This window comes from Brevundimonas sp. NPDC055311 (genome assembly GCF_053645695.1).
This window is the reverse complement of sequence record NZ_JBSHMV010000002.1, coordinates 210,950-228,467: the sequence shown is the minus strand read 5'-3', so window position 1 is coordinate 228,467 and position 17,518 is coordinate 210,950. Positions and strand designations below refer to the sequence as shown.

Genomic DNA, 17,518 nt, shown 5'->3' with positions numbered 1-17,518 from the left:
CGGCATGCACCGTCGGCTGGACGACGCGCTCAAGGGATTCCGCATCGGCGATCCGCGCGGGGAGCACCCTATCTGGAGCGACGGCGGCTCGCGCCTGGCCTCGGGCCGGTGGCACGAGGCGGGTCAGAGGGTGATTTACGCCGCCGAACACTATTCGACCGCCATGCTGGAGAAGCTGGTCCACTTCGGCGGCGAACTGCCGCTGGGCCAGCATCATGTGGAGATCCACATTCCGGCGGGCGTCTCCTACGAGGTCGTCAACCCGGACCTGGTTCCCGGCTGGGCCGAGCCGGGCGGGGCGGCGGCCCGCGCCTTCGGCCGCGCCTGGCACGCGGAAGGCCGCTCAGCCCTGTTGATCACGCCCTCGGTCGTGGCGCGGATGGAGCGCAACTTCGTCTTCAACACCGCTCACCCTGACTTCGCCCGCATCAAGCCGGGGCTGGAGACGCCGGTCTGGTGGGACAGCCGCCTGTTCGGCTGATCCGGCTCGCTCAGTCCAGCTTCAACGCCTCGGCCAGCAGGCGCGCCTCGGCGGCGCGGCTCGAGCCCGCCCGCCAGGCGACGACGATCTCGCGGCGCGGGGCGTCTTCGGAAATAGGCCGCACCACCACCCCGGGATGATCGGCCAGACCCGCCCGCACCGCCATCTGCGGCAGGAAGCTGACCCCAAGGCCCGAGGAGACCATCTGCACCAGAGTCGGCAGGGTGGTGGCGGCGAAGACGTCCTCGCCGCGCGGCGCGTCGATCTTGACTGCGGCCAGGGCCTGGTCGCGCAGGCAGTGGCCGTCTTCGAGCAGGATCAGGTCCTCAGCCTTCAGGGCCCCTTCGGGGATCGGCCCGGACCCCGCCAGGGCGTGACCGGCCGGCGCCGCCGCTAGGATCTCATCGTCGCCGATGCGGGCGTGATCGATGCCCGGCGCGTCATAGGGCAGGGCGATGACGGCGGCGTCCAGCTGACCCGCTTTCAGCCCGGCGATCAGGCGCGGCGTCAGATCCTCGCGCAGGAACAGCCGCAGGCCGGGATAGAGATCCCGCGCGCCCGGCAGGGCCTGAGGCAGCAGGAACGGGGCCACCGTGGGAATGATGCCCAGGCGGAACCGGCCCGACAGGGGCTTGCCCGCGTTCTGGGCGGCCTCGACCAGATCCTCGGCGCGGGCCAGAACATCCTCGGCCCGCCGCACCGCCTCGGCGCCGACGGCCGTCAGGATCACCGCCCCGCGCGTCCGTTCGACCACGGCGGCGCCCAGCACCCGTTCCAGCTCCTGCACCCCGGACGACAGGGCGGGCTGGCTGACGTGAGCGGCCTCGGCCGCGCGGCTGAAGGAGCCGTGCTCGGCCAGAAGTTTCAGATACTGGAGCTGACGCAGGGTCGGCAGAACGGACATGTTTCGCGCATTCGAGAGAGGAGGCGACATAGGCGCCGCCTATGTCTGATGCAGACGCTATCGGCCGTTCTTATAACTCGCCCAGCACGATAAGTTAAATCTATTTGTGAAAGCAAAATGATCGATTTGACTTAAGCAGCGCCAAGGCCCATCTCATGGCCTCGACGGTTCGCGCTCCCCGCGTTCCGGCGGTCCATTTTTTCTGCATCTAGGAGAAGCGCGATGCTCGGCGTCGGTCAAAAACTGCCTGATTTCAAAATTATCGGCGTGAAGCCGGGCTTCAACAGCCACGAGGAAAACGGCGCCTCGGCCTTCGAGCCGGTCACGCAGGACAGCTTCGAGGGCAAGTGGAAGGTCATCTTCTTCTACCCGAAGGACTTCACCTTCGTCTGCCCGACCGAAATCGCCGCCTTCGCCAAGCTGGGCAAGGACTTCGAGGACCGCGACACCGTGGTTCTGGGCGGTTCGACCGACAACGAGTTCACCAAGCTGGCCTGGCGTCGTGACCACGCCGACCTGAACAAGCTGCCGATCTGGCAGTTCGCCGACAACGGCGGCAAGCTGGCCCGCGCCCTGGGCGTGCTGGACGAAGAAGAAGGCGTGGCCCTGCGCGCGACCTTCGTCGTCGACCCGCACAACGTCATCCAGCACGTCTATGTGACCAACCTGAACGTCGGCCGTTCGCCGGAAGACACCCTGCGTGTCGTCGACGCTCTGCAGACCGACGAGCTGTGCGCTTGCAACCGCCCGGTCGGCGGCGACACTCTGGCCGCGTAAGTATTGGCCCAGACAGGCCCGGACCGCGTGAGTAGGGTCCGGGCCGCCCCTCGAAAGAGGCGGCGGCGGGCGACTGTCGCCGCCTTTTTCATGCCTGATGATTTTATTTGGGCGCTATGCTCGGCTCGCGGAGCCTCGCGGCTTGAGCGCCCATCACGCAATGCGGCTCAAAAAGGCGGCTCAAGAAGTAAGCGACCGCGTCGCGAACGATAGCCGCTTCTTTGAAGCGTCGCTTCCTGAAAGGAACACGAAAATGTCCATCGACGCCCTTCGCGATCTGATCCCGGCCTATGGCAAGGACATCTCGCTGAACCTGTCCTCGCTCGCCAATGAGACCGTGCTGAACGACCAGCAGAAGTGGGGCTGCTTCCTGGCCTCGGCCCACGCCATCGGCGTCGCCCCCGTGGTCAAGCTGATCGAGGCCCAGGCCGCGACGGTCCTGTCGCCCGAAGCGATGACCGCCGCCAAGGCCGCCGCCGCCATCATGGGCATGAACAACATCTACTACCGCTCGCTGCACCTGATGAAGAACCCGGAATACACGACCCTGCCGGCCAAGCTGCGGATGAACATCATCGCCAATCCGGGAGTCGAGAAGCTGGACTTCGAGCTGTGGTCCACCGCCGTCTCGGCCATCAACGGCTGCGGCGCCTGCCTGGACGCCCACGAGGGCGAACTGCGCAAGCACGCCGTCCCGGCCCTGCAGATCCAGGCCGCCCTGCGCATCGGCGCCGTGGTCCACGCCGCCAGCCGCATCGTCGCCTCGGAGACGGCGCTGACCGCCTGATCTCGAACGAGGTCCAAGACAGGAAAAGGCGCGGATCGCTCCGCGCCTTTTTCTTTGTCCCGGTTTCGTCAGCCTCGGCTCAGGCGGCGGGTTCGGCTTCGCCTTCCTCAACCAGTTCTCGCATCAGGTCGACCACCAGCTTCTGCTGGCGCGACGACAGGCGCGGGGCCAGGCGGCCGATCTCGATGGTCTGGCGGGTGGCGGGGAAGTCGTGAACGAAGGGCTCGGCCTCGCCCTCGGCCATGCCGGGCTGCGCCGTCCCGGTCAGACCCTCGAAGAAGTAGCCGATGTCCACGCGGAAGAAGCGGGCGATGTCCCACAGCTTGGACGCGGAGATCCGGTTGGCGCCCTTCTCGTACTTCTGCACCTGCTGGAAGGTGACTCCCAGCGCCTGGCCCAGATCGGTCTGGTTGTAGCCCAGGGCGATGCGTTTCTCGCACACGCGCCGCCCCACATGCCGATCCACCAGATGGGGACCTTCTGTCCCGGAACCCCTGACCATGTCCTGCCCTCTTCCCCGTTTTTCTTGTCGACATGCCGCCGTCGCCGGGCCGATGTCATGTCAATTCGCGTCTCAGGGGCGCCGCGGGAACGACGCCCCCCGATAGGCTTAACGACCCAGCCTCGCTTTTCCAGCGCGGCCTCGCCCCGCGATCAGCATTATAACCAACAGGACGGCGAACCCCAGATCGCCCCAGCGGCCGTAAACGGTCGGCGGAGCCGGTTGCGGCAGACGCACGTCGATGACGCCCGCCTGGCCGGGGTCCAGCCGCTTGCCCTCGACGATGCGGCCCCACGGATCGATCATGGCCGAGACGCCCGTAGGCGTCGCCCGCGCCACCGGCAGGCCCGTCTCCAGCGCGCGATAGGAGGCCAGGTTCAGATGCTGGCGCGGACCTGACGTCCGGCCGAACCAGGCGTCGTTGGAGACGTTGACGACCCACGCCGGGCGCGTTGCCGCCGTCGCGGGCGTGAAGCCGGGATAGAGGGCTTCGTAGCAGATCAGCGGCTGCACCGGCGGAGCGTTGACCAGGCTGATCGGCGCAGGGGTCGGTCCGGCGCTGAAGTCGGCAGGGACGTGCACCAGGCTGCGCACGCCGATCCGACTCATCAGGTCGCCCATCGGCAGGTATTCGCCGAACGGCACCAGCCGGTGCTTGTCGTAGATCTGACCGATACGCAGGCCCGCCGCGCCTTCATCATGCAGGGCGAACAGGCTGTTGTAATAGCGGGCGCCCGTCTCGGCGCTCGGGTCCGGCTCGCCCCGGCTCAATCCCGCGAGCAGGGTCTGGCCCGTCTGCAGGGCCCCCGCCACCGCCTGGGCGTCCGAGGAGGCGAACAGGTCGTTGGCCGTCGTCGGCAGGGCGCCTTCAGGCCAGATCACCACGTCAGGCAGAGCGTCGCCCGGACGCGCCGTCAGCTCCAGATAGCGGCCCAGAATGGCCTGGTAAGCCTCGGGGCTCCATTTGTAGTCCTGCGGGATATCGGCCTGGACCAGCCGCACCATGGTCGGCGTCTCCACCAGCCGCGCCGAGGTCAGGCGCACCGTCCCGAAAGCGAACAGACCGGTCAGCGTCAGCGCCCCCAGCCCCGCCGCGATCAGGCGCGGGCGTCGCGGCCCGGCATCGGCCAGGGGCGCGAAGGCGCTGACCGCCGCCACCGTGATCAGGCCCAGCCCATAAACCCCGACGACCGAGGCGAACTGCGACATGGCCGATCCGGCCGCCCAGCCTGCGCCCGCCGGATTCCACGGAAAGCCGGTCAGCACATGGCCGCGCGTCCACTCCAGCAGGGCGAACAGGGCGGCGAACAGCAGGACGCGCCGCGCCCCGGCCGGCCGGAGCCAGCGATAGGCCACGGTCGCCAGCCCCCAGAACAGCCCCATGCCCGCCGGCAGCAGGCTGGCCGCAAACGGCGCCATCCATGCCTGCGCCGGATTGACCAGAAAGGCTTCGGCCACCCACCAGCAGCCGATGAAGAAATAGGCGAACCCCGCCAGCCAGCCGACCCAGAAGCCCCCTTTCATCCCCTCTGCCCGATCCGCCAGCAACAGCAGCAACGGATAGCCCAGCAGTCCCGGCAGGAAGCCGAACGGCGGATGGACCAGGGCGGCGCCCGCCCCGGCCAGCAGCGCCAAGCCGATCCGGCCCCAGCGATGGTTCAGCAGGCCCGCGAAACGGGCGGCGAGCGCCCCGCTCACGCGGCGCCCTCATGCTCGGCTGCATAGGGATCGGCGACACCCAATTCGCCCAGGATCTCGCGCTCCTCGGCCTCCATCTCCTCGGCCTCGGCGTCGTCCTCGTGGTCGCGGCCCAGCAGGTGCAGGACGCCGTGGACGACCAGATGGCTCAGATGATCCGACAGGGTCTTGCCCTGCGCCTGCGCCTCCGCCGCGCAATAGGCGTAGCCCAGCACCACGTCCCCCAGATGCGGAAAGGCGCTCTCGGCGGCCGGAAAGGACAGCACGTTCGTCGGCCGGTCCTTGTCGCGGAAACGCGCGTTCAGGTCCTGCACCGCCGCGTCGTCAGCCAACAGCACGACCACATCGCCCTCGACCGTTCCCAGGGCCGCGAGGGCGGCGCGCTCGGCGATCGCCGCCGTCTCGGGCAGGGCCTCAGTCCAGGCCTCGCTGTCGATCTCGACCTCGATCATCAGGCGTCGTCCTCAAGGTCGGGGAAGGGGCGGCTGCGCGCGGCGTCGCTGTCATAGGCGCGCACGATGCGCTCGACCATGGCGTGACGCACCACGTCCTCGGACTTGAACTGCTGCACGCCGACGCCCTCCACGTCCTTGAGGATGCGCAGGGCGTGGGCCAGGCCGGAATCGCGTGGGTTCAGCAGATCGACCTGCGACGGATCACCCGTCACCACCATGCGCGCGCCCTCGCCCAGACGGGTCAGCACCATCTTCATCTGCATCCGCGAGGTGTTCTGCGCCTCATCGACGATGATGAAGGCGTGGCTGAGCGTGCGGCCGCGCATGAAGGCGATGGGGGCGGCTTCGATCTCGCCCTTCTCACGGCGGCGGCGCACATCGTCGACGCCCAGGATGTCGTTCAGCGACTCCCAGATCGGGGCCAGATAGGGGTCGACCTTCTCGTTCAGATCGCCGGGCAGGAAGCCCAGCTTCTCGCCGGCCTCAACCGCCGGGCGGGTGATGACCAGCCGGTCCACCTGCCCCCGTTTCAGCAGGGAGGCGCCGTAGGCCGCCGCGAGGAAGGTCTTGCCCGTGCCCGCCGGGCCGACGCCGAAGGTCAGCTCGCAGCGGCCCAGCATCTCCAGATAGCGCGCCTGCGACGCCGTCTTGGGGGCGATGGCGCCGCGACGGCCGACGGGCAGGGCGGCGCCCTCCGGCACGCTGCGGCCCGTGGTGCGACCTGCGGGCTCAGCGCGCGGCTGGGTGACGGCGGCGCCCAGGGCGGTGCGGACGTCGGCCTCGGTGATCTCGGCGCCCGCCTCGGCCCGGTTCGACAGGGCCTCGATGACGCGGCGCGCCTGCGCCCGATCCCGCGTGGAGCCGTTGATCGACACCCCGCCGCCCGGCGTCTCGACCAGCACCTTGAAGGCGTCCTCGATCAGAGCCAGGTGACGGCTCTGCGGCCCGATGACCGCGCGCAGCGCCGCATCGCTGAGGGACAGGAACTCGGACTCTCGCGCCATGAGGTCTCCTTTAAGCGTCCCTATCGCCTCGCGCGCGGCGCGCGGCTGCTTGGGGGACATGATTGCGTGTTCCTGTCCCACGCACGGCGCGTGGCGGAACAGGCGTCAGTTCGTCTGGATCAGGCGGCCGGTCAGGCTGTTCTGCTGGCCGCTGATGATCTCGACCGGAACGATCCGGCCGATCAGTTGATCCGCGTCCTCGACGTGGACCGATTGCAGATAGGGCGAGCGGCCGATGGCCTGGGCGCCGTGACGACCCTTCTTCTCGAACAGCACCGGCAGGACGCGCCCAGCCAGAGACTGGTTGAAGACGACCTGCTGCTCGGTCAGCAGGGCCTGAAGGGCGTGCAGGCGCGCCTTGGCGACCTCGTCCGGAACCTGGGCCGCCATGGTCGCCGCAGGCGTGCCGGGGCGCGGCGAATACATGAAGGAGAAGGCGCTGGCGTAGTTCACCCGCCGCACCAGGTCCATCGTGTCCTCGAAATCGCGATCCGTCTCGCCGGGGAAGCCGACGATGAAGTCGCCCGACAGCGCCATGTCCGGCCGCGCCGCGCGGATGCGGGCGATCAGGTCGAAATACTTCTGACGCCCGTGCTTGCGGTTCATCAGCCGCAGGATGCGATCCGAGCCCGACTGAACCGGCAGGTGCAGATAGGGCATCAGGGCGTCCAGATCGCCGTGCGCCGCGATCAGATCGTCCGACATGTCGTTCGGGTGGCTGGTCGTATAGCGGATGCGCTCGATGCCGGGGATGTCGGCCAGGGCGTAGGCCAGCTTCGCCAGCGTAAAGGGCTTTCCGTCCGGCCCCTCGCCGTCATAGGCGTTGACGTTCTGGCCCAGCAGGGTGACTTCGCGCACGCCCCGGTCGGTCAGCGCCCGCGCCTCGTCCAGCACCGCTGCGACCGGGCGCGACCACTCGGCGCCGCGCGTATAGGGCACGACGCAGAAGGTGCAGAACTTGTCGCAGCCTTCCTGCACCGTCAGGAAGGCGGTGACGCCCTCGGTCCCGCGCGTGGCGGGCAGGGCGTCGAACTTTTCATTCGGGGCGAAATCGGCGCCGATGCGCTCGCCGCGCGCCCGCGCGGTGCGGGTCAGCAACTCCGGCAGCTGGTGATAGGCCTGCGGCCCGACCACCAGATCGACCGCCGGCTGGCGCTTCATGATCTCCTCGCCCTCGGCCTGGGCGACGCAGCCGGCCACGGCGATGGTCATGCCGCCGTCGCCCGCCGCCGCCTTCTCCTCCTTCATCTGCCGCAGCTTGCCGAGTTCGGAATAGACCTTCTCGGCCGCCTTCTCGCGGATATGGCAGGTGTTCAGAATGACGAAGTCGGCGCCTTCGGGCGTGTCCGTCGGCGCATAGCCCAGCGGCCGCAGAACGTCAGCCATGCGTTCGGAATCGTAGACGTTCATCTGGCACCCGTAGGTCTTGATGAACAGGCGCTTGGGCGGCGCCTCGCCTTCGGGCGCGACGCCGTGGCCCAGGACAGGGGCCGGGACAGGCTTTTCGAGCGTATCGGTCATGTCCGGCTTATGATCGCCGAAACCGACGACGGCAAGCGTCGGCAGGGTCTGGGGCCGACGGCCGAGGTCAGTCTTCGGCCTCTTCGCGGGGGCGGCGCTTGTAGATCAGCCCCTCCCGCTCCACCGGCTCGGCGCCGGGGATGACGTGGCCGTACAGCTCCAGCTTGTGACCGACCAGCTCATAGCCGAGCTTGCGGGCGATCTCGGTCTTGAGGCGCTCGATCTCGGCGTCGAAGAATTCGATGACCTCGCCCGTCTTGGTGTCGATCAGGTGGTCGTGGTGGTCGTCGCCGGCCTCTTCATAGCGGCTGCGGCCGTCGCCGAAGTCGTGCTTCTCGACCACGCCCGCCTCTTCGAACAGGCGCACGGTGCGATAGACGGTGGCGATGGAGATGTGCGGATCGATCGCCGAAGCGCGGCGATACAGCTCCTCCACATCGGGGTGGTCCTCGGCATTCGACAGGACGCGGGCGATCACCCGACGTTGCTCGGTCATGCGCATGCCGCGCTCGGCGCAGAGTTTTTCGATCCGGTCCATGGCGGCGAAGATAGGATGGACCGTCGCCTTATGGAAGCTATCGAGAAAAGTTCAGGACCAAGGTCAGCGCATCCTCTCGGCGTCCGTCCGCATGCGAATAATAGCCGCGTCGCCGCCCCATCTCGACGAAGCCGCTTCGGGCGTACAGGGCGCGGGCGGCGCCGTTGCCCTCGGCGACTTCCAGGAACATCCGTTCGGCGCCCAGGGCGGCGGCGCGCACCACCGCCGCCTCGACCAGTCGCGCCCCCAGCCCCGCGCGCCGCGCCGAGGGCCGCACCGCCAGGGTCAGAATCTCGGCTTCGTCGACCACGACGCGGATCAGGATGAAGCCGCCCTCCTCGGCCACGGCGAATACGCCCGGCGAGGCCAGGAGTTCGGACAGCACCGCCTGGTCCCAGGCCGCCGCGAACGCCTCGGCGTGGATCGCGGCGAGGCGAGCAGGATCGACCGCCGGGAAGATCGGGTCGCTCACGCGGCGGGCTGACGCGGCTGGCCCGGCAGACGGCTGGGCGGCGTGGCGTCGGGTGCGCGCAGATAGAGCGGCTGCGGCGAGGCGGTCGTCGGATCGGCGGCCAGGGCGAGGGCCGCCAGCGCCTCGGGCGCGGGAGCGGGCAGGGGATGCAGGGCGGCGCTCGCCAGTTCGGGGAAGGCCTCGGCCAGCACCTCGGCCCCGCTGCCGACCAGGATCGGCCGCGCGTTCCCGGTTTCAGCCTGAATGCGGTCGCGCGCCGCCTCGAGGGACAGCGCCTCCGCTTCGCCGAGCGCCACGCCGTCGCGGAACAGACGCGCATAGACCTGGCCCCGGCGGGCGTCGATGACGGCGGCGACCAGGCCCTCGGACGGGACCGAGGCCGCCAGAGCGTCCAGGGTGGAGATTCCGACCACCGGCCGATCCAGCGCCGCGCCCAACCCCAGGGCGAAGGCCAGGCCGACACGCAGGCCGGTGAATGAGCCCGGCCCCACCGTCACCCCGATGCGCGCCATCCCGTCGAAACCGCCCGCCTCCGCCGCCGCATCGCGCGCCAGTCCGCCCAGTCGCTCCTGATGGCCCTTGGTCATCAGCTCGACGCGCAGGCCCAGGGGCTGGAGCTGGGCGTCGCCCGCTTCGCCCTCGAACACTCCGACGGCGCAGGCGCCCAGCGCCGTGTCGATGACCATGATCTTCATGGCCCTGTCCCTAATGCGAAACCGGCGCGGATGCGACCGCTTCGACGCCGAAGACCGTCAGGCCGCCGCCATGGCCTGGGCGACGCGGGTCAGGGCGCGACGCGCGCCGGCGTCGGGAATCCGCGCGAAGGCCTCGGCCAGACCTCGCCCTTCGGCGCTGGTCAGAACCGGGTGCAGCAGCTCCGCCTCGCCCTCGGTCTCAGGTCGCGCTGGGAAGAAGTCACCCACCGAGCAGCCCATAGCCATCGCCGCCTGATGCAGACGCGAGGCGGAGACGCGATTGACGCCCGTCTCATACTTCTGGACCTGCTGGAAGCTGACTCCCAGTTCTCGCGCCAGGACGGACTGGGACCAGCCGAGGGCGGAGCGCCGGGCGGCGATGCGCAGGCCGACGGCCTGATCGATATGATGGCTGCGACGCGACATGACCCCTCCGCTTTCAACCAGAGAGTTTCATGAACGACCGCGCGATGCAACTATTTTGTTTCATTCATCGTCAAAGCGCCCGGTCACAGCCGACATCGACTGGATGCGTGAACGCGCGATCCGCTCCGTCCGGTCCAGACCGCCTGCGCCGAGAACCACGACTTCGGCGTCGTCGGCGCGATCATAGAGGCGAACCCTCTGGGCGCCGTCGTCGATCTGGATGACGCAGCCCTGGCCCCGCCGGGGCCAACGCCCCGGCACATACTCCAGCACCGTTCCGGCCGACGCCCAGGGCGCCAGCTCGTCCGTCTCCAGCCGCAGCCGACGGGCCTGAACGGGCGCGCCGTCGAAGACGCGGCCGCGGGCTGAAAGTCGAGTGGCGGGAAGGGCTTCAGGCGAAGCCGGCTCGCCGCCCATCTGCAGGACCAGCGCCTCGGGCGTTGCATCCAGGGCGCCGGTCAGGCGGCGCTGGACGTCGGGACGGAACAGGCTGGAGCGTTTGCCCGCCTCATACAGGCCCCAGCCCTGGCTGGTCATGCCGATCCTTGCGCCCGCCTCGGCCTGGCTCAAGCCGCGTTCACGCCGCAGCGCCGCCAGGGCCTCGCCCAAGGCGCGAGCCTGGGATGTCTCGTCCGAACCGCTCATGACGCCATCATGCCCGAGGGCGCGCCGTCCGACGAGTGTTTCATGTGAAACAGTGCGGCGCTTACAGCACCTGTTCGACGCTGGTCACTTCGGGAACGTAGTGGCGCATCATCTGCTCGACCCCGGCCTTCAGGGTCGCGGAGGAGGAGGGGCAGCCCGCGCAGGCGCCGCGCATCCGCAGGCGCAGCACGCCGGTTCCCTCGTCGAAATGGTCGAACAGGATGTCGCCGCCGTCCTGGGCCACCGCCGGACGGATGCGGGTGTCGAGCAGGCCCTTGATCTCGGCGACGATCTCCGTGTCCTCGCCGGCGTCCTCGCTCACGGCTTCACCGGCTCGAACCAGGGGCGCGCCAGAGACGAAATGATCCATGATGACCGACAGGATCGGCGCCTTCATCTCGCTCCAGTCGGGGCCCTGCGCCGCGCGGGTGACCGAGACGTAGTCGGCGCCGAAGAAGACCCCCTCGACCCCTTCCAGTTCGAAAAGGGCCTCGGCCAGAGGCGAGGCAGCCGCCTCGTCGATGGTGCGATACTCCAACACGGCCTGCGGGGCGACGTCGCGGCCCGGCAGGAATTTGAGCGCGTTGGGATTGGGCGTGGCTTCGGTCTGGATGAACATGAGCCTCAGATGCGCCCTGCCGCGGCCCGGTTCAAGTGGGCGCTCAAGCAGCGAGCCGCCGCGCAGCCAGCGATAGCGCCCCTTGGATCAAGCCAGATCCAGAATCTCGTCCTCGGTCAGTTCGCCGGGAACAATGGTGACGGGCAGCTTGCGGCCGGTCAGGGCGGCGCCCTGTTTCAACACCGCCGACACCAGGGGGCCCGGGCCGCGTCCATTGGCCCCGGCCGCCAGGATCAGGATCTTGATGTCGGGATCGTCGCCCACGGCCTTGCGGATAGCGGCCTGGGGGTCGCCTTCCTCGATCAGATAGACGGGCGGGGCGCCCGAGGTCTCGGCGACCTTCTCGCCCAGCCGGGCCAGCAGGCCTTCCGCCTCTTCGCGCTGCTGGCGGCGGATTTCGTCGCGGACGCCCGACCAGTGCTCGTCCGATCCGCCGGGCAGGGCGCGCAGCAGGACCACATGGCCCCCGGTCGAACGGGCGCGGCGCGAGGCGTAGGCCAGGGCGGCGCCCAGCTCGGGACTGTCGTCGACGACGACGAGGAACTTCCTGGGCATGGGCCCTCCGGTTCACTGAACAGCAGGCGCCACCTAAACCGACCCCGCCCCAAACGCCAAGGCCCGCCCGCCTCGCCAGACGACGAAACGGACGGGCCCTGATTTGTCGCGACGAATGATCGCGATCCAAGAAGCGCTCAAGCAGCGAGCCGCCGCGCGGCGAGCGATAGCGCGTGACGGCGGGCTTTCGCCCGGCGTCACTCTGCTTAAGAAGCTGAAGCCAACACCTCGCGGATCGCGCCGTTGGCGATGGTCAGCTTGGCGAAGGTCCAGCCGGAGCCCGAGGTCTCGATCTCGTCGACCGAGCCGCGCAGGGCCTCGACCTGATCCATGCGGGCGCCGATCCAGGCGTCGACCGCCTGTTCCGCGCTGTCCTCGCCGGCGCCGGCCGCCTCGGCCGAGGCCTTGGCCACGGCGCGGGTCAGCTGCTGCTGCTCGGTCATCAGGTCCTGGATCAGGCGACGCACGGCCAGGCGATCAAAGTGATCGCCCGACGGCACCGACCCGGCCGCCACGCGCAGGCGATCGAAGTCGAAGGCGGCGCCGACCTGGTGATAGACGCGGGCCATGGCCGGAGCGTCCCAGCCCAGTTCGCCGGCCAGGTCGCCGATGTCGGCCGTGGCCACCATCGGACGCAGCATGGCGATGTCGCGCGCCAGTTCTTCCGGCGCGCCCAGACCGATGAAGGTCTGGACCCGGCCTTCGTAGCGGGCGTGCTCATAACGCGACAGCACTTCGGGGCCGGCGGCGCGCAGGGCGTCGGCGGCGGGCTGGTAGGCGGCGATCATGCCGCCGACCGTCGTCTCGGTGCGCGCCGCGCGACGCGCCAGCCAGAAGGTCTGGCGACGCAGGACCAGGGCGATCTCCTGATAGAGGGCCGTCTGGGCCTCAGCCGGAATCTTCAGGTCCAGGGCCGACACCGCCTTCCAGGCCTCGTCGAGGCGGAAGACGTGACGCGCCGTCTCGAAGGCCGTGACCATGGCGGCGGTGTCGCACTCGGCCGCCGCGCGCAGGCGGTCGGCGAAGGTCGGTCCGGCCATGTTGACGATCTCGTTCGACAGCACGGTGGCGATGATGTCGCGACGCAGGCGGTGGCCCTTCATGTCGCTCTCGAACTGGGCGAGCGGCGTCGGGAAGTAGTCGACCAGCATCCGCTCGAAGAAGGCGTCGTCCGGCGCGGCCGAGGCGACGATCTCATCGAACAGTTCGAGCTTGGAATAGGCGGTCAGAACCGCCAGCTCCGGCCGCGACAGGGCCTGGCCCTGCAGCTTCATCTCGGCCATGCGGGCGTCGTCGGGCAGGTATTCGACCGCCCGGTTCAGCTTACCGATCGAAACCAGGTGCTGCATGAAGGCCTGCTGGGCGTCCAGGGCGTTCGCCCCTTCGGCCTGTTGCAGGGTCAGGGCCAGCGTCTGGTCGTAGTTGTGACGCAGGACGTTATGCGCCACCTCGTCCGTCATCGACTTCAGCAGGGCGTTGCGATCCTCGGCCTTCAGATGGCCCGAGGCGATGGCGCCGCCCAGCAGGATCTTGATGTTCACCTCCTGGTCGGAGGAGTCCACGCCGGCCGAGTTGTCGATGGCGTCGGTGTTCAGCCGCACGCCGACGCGCGCCGCCTCGATGCGGCCCAGCTGGGTCATGCCCAGGTTGGCGCCTTCGCCGATGATCTGGGCGCGAACCTCGCCGCCGTTAATGCGGATGGCGTCGTTCGCCTTGTCGCCGACCTGCAGGTTGGTCTCGCCGGAGCCCTTGATGTAGGTGCCGATGCCGCCGAAGTAGAGCAGTTCGGCGCGGGCCTTGAGGATGGCCTGCATCAGGGTGACCGGGTCGACGGTGTCGGCCTCGATGTCCAGCAGTTCCTTGATCTGAGGCGTCAGGGCGATCGACTTGGCCGAGCGCGAGAAGACGCCGCCGCCTTCCGAGATCAGGCTTTTGTCATAGTCCTGCCAGCTGGTGCGCGGCGTCTCGAACAGGCGCTTGCGCTCGGCCCACGACTTCGCCACGTCCGGGTTCGGGTCGATGAAGATGTCGCGGTGATCGAAGGCGGCCACCACCTTGGTCGCCTGCGACAGCAGCATGCCGTTGCCGAAGACGTCGCCGGACATGTCGCCGACGCCGACCACGGTGAAGGGCTCGGTCTGGATGTCCTTGCCGACTTCGCGGAAGTGGCGCTTGACCGCCTCCCAGGCGCCGCGCGCGGTGATGCCCATCTCCTTGTGGTCGTAACCGGCCGAACCGCCCGAGGCGAAGGCGTCGTCCAGCCAGAAGCCGTAGGACTGGCTCACCCCGTTGGCGATGTCCGAGAAGGTCGCCGTGCCCTTGTCTGCGGCCACGACCAGATAGGGGTCGTCGCCTTCCCAGGCCACGACATTCGCCGGACGCACCGGCGCGCCGTCGCCGACGATGTTGTCGGTGATGTCCAGCATCCCGGACAGGAAGGTCTTGTAGGCGCGGATGGCCTCGGCCTGCGTCTCCTCGCGCGTGCCGCCGACCGGCAATTGCTTGGGATAGAAGCCGCCCTTGGAGCCGACCGGCACGATGACCGAGTTCTTGACCTGCTGGGCCTTCACCAGACCCAGGACCTCGGTGCGGAAATCGTCACGACGGTCCGACCAGCGCAGACCGCCGCGCGCCACCGGGCCGAAGCGCAGATGCGTGCCTTCGACGTACGGCGCCCAGACGAAGATTTCGCGGAAGGGCTTGGGCAGGGGCAGGTCGGCCAGTTCCTGGGCCGCGATCTTGATCGAGATGTGGGCCTTCGGATTCCCCTCGGCGTCGACCTGATAGAAGTTGGTGCGCTTGATCCCGTCGATCAAGGCCGAGATCCGGCGCAGGGCGCGGTCGTGATCCAGGCTCTTCACGTCCTGCAGCAGGGTCTCGATCGTCGCGTCCAGTTCAGCCACGGCCGCTTCGCGCTCGGCGACCGAACCGCCATGGGCCGGGTCGAACTTGGCCTTGAACAGGGCCAGAATGGCGCGCGCTGCGTCGGGGTATTCGCGCAGGGCCGCTTCCTGAACCGACTGGGAGGGGTCCAGACCCGTCTGCTGACGGTAACGCGCCAGGGTGCGGATCAGGGCCGCCTCGCGCCAGTCGACGCCCAGCTCCAGCACCAGGCGGTTGAAGCCGTCGCTCTCGGTACGGCCGTTCCACACGGCCTTGAAAGCCTCCTCGAACGGGGTCTTGAGGTCGGCGAAGACCAGGTCGGCGCCGCGCGGGTCTTCCAGCAGGAAGTCGTGGATGTAGATCGGCTCCTGGCCGATCGTCCGCACGACGTGGTCGGATTCCTCGAGCGTCTTCAGACCCATGTCGGCCAGGATCGGCAGCACGTCGGACAGCGGCACGGCCGACCCGCGGCGATACAGCTTGAAGCGGAACTGCAGATTGGTCTCATCGGCCGTGCGGAAGGCGCGCACCGCCACCGGCTCGGCATGGACGCCGTCGGCCGCCGAACCGTCGTTCAGGCGATCGAACTGCTCCAGGTCGGCCACGGCCTCGGCCGCGTCGTAGCGGTCGCGGAAGGCGACGCCGAAACCCTCGGCCCAGCGGGCGCTGGTCGGGCCGACGGCGGCTTCGTCCACCCCGGCCAGGCGCAGGGCGCGCTCGAAGCGGTCGATCCAGCTGCGTCCGGCCTCGGCCACCTCGGCCTCCAGGGCCTTCAGGTCGGGCACGGGGTGCTCGCCCGGCGTCACGCCGATGATGTAGTGGACGCGCGTCAGCGGCTGGTCGCTCAGCTGCGGATACCAGGCCGAGACGCGGCCGCCCCAGGCCTTGGCCAGAATGCCGCCGATGCGCTGGCGCAGGCCCGCGTCGAAACGCTCGCGGGGGATGAAGCACAACACAGAGACGAAGCGGTCGAACGGATCGCGGCGCGTGAACAGGCGGATGCGCGGACGATCATACAGGTGCAGGACGCCCAGCGCCGTATCCAGCAGCTCATCCTCGCCGATCTGGAACAGCTCGTCGCGGGGGTAGTTCTCGAGAATGTTCTTCAGGCGCTTGTGATTATGGCTGCCCGGCGTCTTGCCCGCGCGTTCCAGCGCATTGGCCACCTTGCGCCGGATCAGCGGCACCTCCTTGGCCATCTTGTCATAGGCCTCGGCGGTGAACAGGCCGACGAAGCGGGTCTCTCCGGTCGGCTTGCCGTCGGCGTCGTAGCGTTTGACCCCGACATAATCCATGTAGGCCCGCCGGTGGACCCGCGAGCGCATATTGGCCTTGGCCACGGTGACCGGATCGCTTTCGCCCAGCTGGCGCTGCATGGCGGCGGTCAGGACGGCCGGTTCGGAGGCGCGGCGCAGCACGCGGCGTTCGGGATCGCTGAGAACGCCCAGACCGTCGCTGGACTGGTTCAGCGGCGCCTCGGCCTCATACGAACCGGACGCGTCGCGCGGATAGTCGTAGTCGCGGGCGCCCAGGAAGACGAAATGGTCGCTCTTGGCCCAGCGAAGGAACTCGAGATTCTCCTTCAGCACTTCGGGGTCCACGCCCTTCGGCGGCGCGGCCTCCAGACGCTGGACGGCCTCGCGCATGGCCTGAACCATGGCGCCGTGATCGCGCACGGCGGCGCGGACATCGGCCATGGCGGTCGCCAGACCCTCGCCCAGGGCGTCACGACGCTCCTGCGGCAGGGGATCGATGACGACGATGATCAGGGAGTCGCGACGGCCCGCCTCGATCTCGACGATCGGGTGGAACAGGGCCCGAACGGTGACCCCCGCCTCGGCCAGGGCGACCAGGACGCTGTCGACCAGGAACGGCCCGTCGTCCTGCAGGATCAGGATCTGGTCATAGCCGGTGTTGACGCCGGCGGCGTCGGCCAGCGGGCCGACGGTGATGCGGGCAGGCTCGCCCGCCTTGCGCGCCTCGGCGCCGCGCCAGGCGCCGGCCAGCACGACGGCCAGGTCGTCGCCGCCGAGTTCAGGCGTCTCATCGGCGGAATAGTCGTCGAAGGCCTGAGCCAGCAGAGTCTTCTCCGCCGCGCCCGGCGGCGCCGCAATCCGCGCATAGGCCGCCTCCAGCGCTCCCAGGTCGGCGGGAACGGCGGGAACGATGCGCGAAGCAGCGGACATGACTCAGGTCTCGAACGGCGCGGTGGAAAACCGCTGGGGAAAACAGCCGCACCTTAGCGCTCCCGGCGAGAACGGCTAGGCCGTCGAGGCCCTGAAACACAGGGAATTTCGGTGTGCAGCGCACCATGTTGCGCCAGAGGCCCAGTTGTGGACGGTTTTGGCCCTGGTCGCCGTCGAACCGAGAAACAAAAGCCCCAATTCCGCCGTGATCGGACAGAAGCAGCTTAAGCTTCAATCCGAAAACAGGTCCTGAAACGAACAAGGCCGTCGAACGGAGTCCGACGGCCTGCTCGGTCCGGCGCTCAGGAGGGGGAGGGGAAGCGCCGGCCTGGGACGTCGCGGTCCGGGAGGGGGAGGGGAGGACCACGTC

Annotated in this window: 17 protein-coding genes; 3 read left to right on the top strand and 14 right to left on the bottom strand. The window is 68.9% G+C overall.

The window, feature by feature from the left end; genetic code table 11:
- Positions 1-4 precede the first annotated feature (4 nt).
- Complete coding sequence (locus ACWIDZ_RS06950; protein ID WP_453988151.1) at positions 5-481, top strand: RES family NAD+ phosphorylase; 477 nt, start codon at positions 5-7, stop codon at positions 479-481.
- A 10-nt stretch (positions 482-491) separates the two neighbouring features.
- On the opposite strand, the gene ACWIDZ_RS06945 is transcribed toward ACWIDZ_RS06950, so the two are convergent.
- The gene (locus tag ACWIDZ_RS06945; protein ID WP_453988152.1) at positions 492-1,385 is read right to left on the bottom strand and encodes a LysR substrate-binding domain-containing protein; all 894 of its coding nucleotides are present in this window, start codon (positions 1,383-1,385) and stop codon (positions 492-494) included.
- Between the two features lie 222 nt (positions 1,386-1,607).
- Between ACWIDZ_RS06945 and ACWIDZ_RS06940 the strand changes: the two genes are divergently transcribed.
- A complete protein-coding gene (locus tag ACWIDZ_RS06940; RefSeq protein WP_291780521.1) occupies positions 1,608-2,162 on the top strand; it encodes a peroxiredoxin in 555 nt (184 codons plus the stop codon).
- A gap of 253 nt (positions 2,163-2,415) precedes the next feature.
- On the top strand, positions 2,416-2,949 hold the full coding sequence (locus ACWIDZ_RS06935; RefSeq protein ID WP_291780519.1) for a carboxymuconolactone decarboxylase family protein: 534 nt from the start codon (positions 2,416-2,418) through the stop codon (positions 2,947-2,949).
- A gap of 79 nt (positions 2,950-3,028) precedes the next feature.
- Here ACWIDZ_RS06935 and ACWIDZ_RS06930 read toward each other — a convergent pair whose 3' ends face one another.
- The 13 genes from ACWIDZ_RS06930 to ACWIDZ_RS06870 form a co-directional block, all read right to left on the bottom strand.
- Entirely contained in the window at positions 3,029-3,451 is a 423-nt protein-coding gene (locus ACWIDZ_RS06930) for a helix-turn-helix domain-containing protein (RefSeq protein ID WP_291780517.1), read from the bottom strand.
- Positions 3,452-3,559: 108 nt separating this feature from the next.
- The gene (gene lnt, locus ACWIDZ_RS06925; RefSeq protein WP_453988153.1) at positions 3,560-5,149 is read right to left on the bottom strand and encodes an apolipoprotein N-acyltransferase; all 1,590 of its coding nucleotides are present in this window, start codon (positions 5,147-5,149) and stop codon (positions 3,560-3,562) included.
- Complete coding sequence (gene ybeY / locus ACWIDZ_RS06920; protein WP_453988154.1) at positions 5,146-5,601, bottom strand: rRNA maturation RNase YbeY; 456 nt, start codon at positions 5,599-5,601, stop codon at positions 5,146-5,148. The genes lnt and ybeY overlap by 4 nt, the downstream gene beginning before the upstream one ends.
- On the bottom strand, positions 5,601-6,608 hold the full coding sequence (locus tag ACWIDZ_RS06915; RefSeq protein ID WP_291780513.1) for a PhoH family protein: 1,008 nt from the start codon (positions 6,606-6,608) through the stop codon (positions 5,601-5,603). Before ACWIDZ_RS06915 ends, ybeY begins: the two co-directional genes overlap by 1 nt.
- A gap of 105 nt (positions 6,609-6,713) precedes the next feature.
- Positions 6,714-8,129, bottom strand: a complete 1,416-nt coding sequence (gene miaB, locus ACWIDZ_RS06910; protein ID WP_453988155.1) for a tRNA (N6-isopentenyl adenosine(37)-C2)-methylthiotransferase MiaB — start codon at positions 8,127-8,129, stop codon at positions 6,714-6,716.
- A gap of 67 nt (positions 8,130-8,196) precedes the next feature.
- Positions 8,197-8,667 carry a Fur family transcriptional regulator gene (locus ACWIDZ_RS06905; RefSeq protein ID WP_291780508.1) on the bottom strand — a complete coding sequence of 157 codons (471 nt, stop codon included), beginning with the start codon at positions 8,665-8,667 and terminating at the stop codon, positions 8,197-8,199.
- A 37-nt stretch (positions 8,668-8,704) separates the two neighbouring features.
- On the bottom strand, positions 8,705-9,139 hold the full coding sequence (rimI, locus tag ACWIDZ_RS06900) for a ribosomal protein S18-alanine N-acetyltransferase (protein ID WP_453988156.1): 435 nt from the start codon (positions 9,137-9,139) through the stop codon (positions 8,705-8,707).
- Positions 9,136-9,834, bottom strand: coding sequence for a tRNA (adenosine(37)-N6)-threonylcarbamoyltransferase complex dimerization subunit type 1 TsaB (tsaB, locus tag ACWIDZ_RS06895; RefSeq protein ID WP_453988157.1), 699 nt, complete (start codon positions 9,832-9,834; stop codon positions 9,136-9,138). The genes rimI and tsaB overlap by 4 nt, the downstream gene beginning before the upstream one ends.
- Positions 9,835-9,891: 57 nt before the next feature.
- Positions 9,892-10,260 carry a helix-turn-helix domain-containing protein gene (locus ACWIDZ_RS06890; RefSeq protein WP_338577484.1) on the bottom strand — a complete coding sequence of 123 codons (369 nt, stop codon included), beginning with the start codon at positions 10,258-10,260 and terminating at the stop codon, positions 9,892-9,894.
- A gap of 60 nt (positions 10,261-10,320) precedes the next feature.
- The gene (locus ACWIDZ_RS06885) at positions 10,321-10,905 is read right to left on the bottom strand and encodes a helix-turn-helix domain-containing protein (RefSeq protein WP_453988158.1); all 585 of its coding nucleotides are present in this window, start codon (positions 10,903-10,905) and stop codon (positions 10,321-10,323) included.
- Positions 10,906-10,966: 61 nt separating this feature from the next.
- The gene (locus ACWIDZ_RS06880; RefSeq protein WP_453988159.1) at positions 10,967-11,524 is read right to left on the bottom strand and encodes a NifU family protein; all 558 of its coding nucleotides are present in this window, start codon (positions 11,522-11,524) and stop codon (positions 10,967-10,969) included.
- An 87-nt stretch (positions 11,525-11,611) separates the two neighbouring features.
- Complete coding sequence (locus ACWIDZ_RS06875; RefSeq protein WP_312220218.1) at positions 11,612-12,079, bottom strand: universal stress protein; 468 nt, start codon at positions 12,077-12,079, stop codon at positions 11,612-11,614.
- Between the two features lie 206 nt (positions 12,080-12,285).
- Positions 12,286-17,148: an NAD-glutamate dehydrogenase gene (locus tag ACWIDZ_RS06870; protein WP_453988160.1), complete on the bottom strand. Its 4,863-nt coding sequence runs from the start codon at positions 17,146-17,148 to the stop codon at positions 12,286-12,288.
- Positions 17,149-17,518 lie beyond the last annotated feature (370 nt).

Coding starts and splice junctions, on each gene's coding strand:
- ACWIDZ_RS06890 (WP_338577484.1), bottom strand. CDS start 10,260: ATGTCGCGTCGCAGCCATCATATCGATCAGGCCGTCGGCCTGCGCATC.
- ACWIDZ_RS06930 (WP_291780517.1), bottom strand. CDS start 3,451: ATGGTCAGGGGTTCCGGGACAGAAGGTCCCCATCTGGTGGATCGGCAT.
- ACWIDZ_RS06905 (WP_291780508.1), bottom strand. CDS start 8,667: ATGGACCGGATCGAAAAACTCTGCGCCGAGCGCGGCATGCGCATGACC.
- ACWIDZ_RS06935 (WP_291780519.1), top strand. CDS start 2,416: ATGTCCATCGACGCCCTTCGCGATCTGATCCCGGCCTATGGCAAGGAC.
- miaB (WP_453988155.1), bottom strand. CDS start 8,129: ATGACCGATACGCTCGAAAAGCCTGTCCCGGCCCCTGTCCTGGGCCAC.
- ACWIDZ_RS06915 (WP_291780513.1), bottom strand. CDS start 6,608: ATGGCGCGAGAGTCCGAGTTCCTGTCCCTCAGCGATGCGGCGCTGCGC.
- ACWIDZ_RS06870 (WP_453988160.1), bottom strand. CDS start 17,148: ATGTCCGCTGCTTCGCGCATCGTTCCCGCCGTTCCCGCCGACCTGGGA.
- ACWIDZ_RS06885 (WP_453988158.1), bottom strand. CDS start 10,905: ATGAGCGGTTCGGACGAGACATCCCAGGCTCGCGCCTTGGGCGAGGCC.
- ACWIDZ_RS06880 (WP_453988159.1), bottom strand. CDS start 11,524: ATGTTCATCCAGACCGAAGCCACGCCCAATCCCAACGCGCTCAAATTC.
- ybeY (WP_453988154.1), bottom strand. CDS start 5,601: ATGATCGAGGTCGAGATCGACAGCGAGGCCTGGACTGAGGCCCTGCCC.
- ACWIDZ_RS06875 (WP_312220218.1), bottom strand. CDS start 12,079: ATGCCCAGGAAGTTCCTCGTCGTCGTCGACGACAGTCCCGAGCTGGGC.
- ACWIDZ_RS06940 (WP_291780521.1), top strand. CDS start 1,608: ATGCTCGGCGTCGGTCAAAAACTGCCTGATTTCAAAATTATCGGCGTG.
- tsaB (WP_453988157.1), bottom strand. CDS start 9,834: ATGAAGATCATGGTCATCGACACGGCGCTGGGCGCCTGCGCCGTCGGA.
- ACWIDZ_RS06950 (WP_453988151.1), top strand. CDS start 5: ATGCACCGTCGGCTGGACGACGCGCTCAAGGGATTCCGCATCGGCGAT.
- ACWIDZ_RS06945 (WP_453988152.1), bottom strand. CDS start 1,385: ATGTCCGTTCTGCCGACCCTGCGTCAGCTCCAGTATCTGAAACTTCTG.